This is a genomic window from Sphingomonas pruni NBRC 15498, from assembly GCF_001598455.1.
GTDB classification, from domain to species: domain Bacteria; phylum Pseudomonadota; class Alphaproteobacteria; order Sphingomonadales; family Sphingomonadaceae; genus Sphingomonas; species Sphingomonas pruni.
Genome location: NZ_BCYZ01000154.1, coordinates 1 through 1,500 on the forward strand (window position 1 = coordinate 1; position 1,500 = coordinate 1,500).

The 1,500-nt window shown below is 62.3% G+C and carries 2 protein-coding genes; both read right to left on the reverse strand.

Annotated features, from left to right (window positions below):
- A partial coding sequence (locus SPR01S_RS20980) for a hypothetical protein (protein ID WP_066593798.1) occupies positions 1 to 329 on the reverse strand: 329 nt, incomplete at its 3' end.
- Positions 326 to 1,432 (reverse strand): IS5 family transposase, encoded by a 1,107-nt coding sequence (locus SPR01S_RS20985; protein WP_066593801.1) that lies wholly within the window; start codon positions 1,430 to 1,432, stop codon positions 326 to 328. The genes SPR01S_RS20985 and SPR01S_RS20980, both read right to left, overlap by 4 nt.
- Positions 1,433 to 1,500 lie beyond the last annotated feature (68 nt).

The following is a 1,500-nucleotide window of genomic DNA, read 5'->3' on the forward strand; positions in this document are numbered from 1 at the left end:
CAGGCTGTTGAAGAAGTCCATTTTCCGGCGATGAAAGCATATTCGTCACCGTGGCGGTATTCGATTTCTCCGCGGAGGGAGCCGTCTGGCTGGAGTTCGGCGGAGCCGTCTCCGCATACCTCGGTCATTTCGTCGCTGCCGTCCCAGGAGAAGTCGATGCTGGTCGCCTCGGTGCTGCTCGCTTCCCATATGTGTCCGGTGCAGCATCCGAAGGCGAACTCTCCCGACCCATTACCCTCGAACAGGATATAGGCCGGCTCGACTAGGTCGGGATAATCGGCCTCGAAGTCGGGCATCTCAACGATGCGCCATTTGCCCTTGAGGCTCATGCTGGCGCTCCCAGGAGCTTGGGCAGACGCACGAGGTTGTAGGCGGCCAAGGCGAGGGTGAAGACCGCATCGACCTTGGCCCTGCCTCGCAGCTTGACCTTGGCGAGGCGAGCGGAACCCTTGATCCAGCCGAACACCTCCTCGATACGTTTGCGGCAGCATTGGCTGATGGCATAGCCGGGATGACGGGTCGTCCGCCGATCCATAGCGGTGGCGCGCGGCTTGCCGGTCTTCGACAGATGCCCGTCGATCGCAATGTGCGGCGTGATCGTCCGCTCGCGCAAATCCTCCACGAACTGCTGCACGTCATAAGCCTTGTCGGCGCCGAGCGTGATGCGGCGGCGACGCCTCCGGCGATCCAGCATCGCAAGTGCTGCCTCCCGTTCGGCGGTGCCACTTGCCTGGGTGATACCGCCGTCGACCGCCAGACCGTTACGGTTCTCCATCATGGCGTGGCCGATATAGCAAAGCCTGGCAGGCTGGCCGTCGCCCTTCTTGTAAAGCCGCGCCTCGGGATCGGTCGTGCTCTGGTGGGTCTCGTTGGAGCGCTTCTCCTTGTGGAAGTCGCGCTCCGCATTGCGGCCGGGACCTGGGCGGTCATCGTCGCTCCCATCCTTGCGGCGAAAGCTCTTGATCGACGCCCACGCCTCGATCAGCGTGCCGTCCACCGAAAAATGGTCGCTCGAGACCAGCCGCTTCACCTTGGGCTGCGCGAGGATCGCCCGCAGAAACTTGGCGGCGATCTCGCCACTGAGCAGCCGGTCCCGGTTGGTGCTGAAGCTCGAATGATCCCACACCACCTCGTCGATACCCAGCCCGACGAACCAGCGGAACAAAAGGTCGAACTCGATCCGCTCCATCAACTGGCGCTCCGAGCGTATCCCGTAAAACACCTGTAGCAGCATCGCTCGCAGCAACCGCTCAGGCGGAATCGAGGGCCGGCCAAAACGGCGCGCATAAAGAACCCCGAAATCCTCATCCAGAGCCGCCAGCGCCGCGTTGGCTATCTCCCGGATGCGCCGAAGCGGATGATCCAAACGAATCCGCGACTCCACATCGACATAAGAGAATAGCGCTCCCGTGCGTTCGTCTGATCCGCGCATCTGACCCTCCAGCCAGACCAGTGAATCACGATCAACCCGCTCACGCCAGTGACTTCTTCAACAGCCTG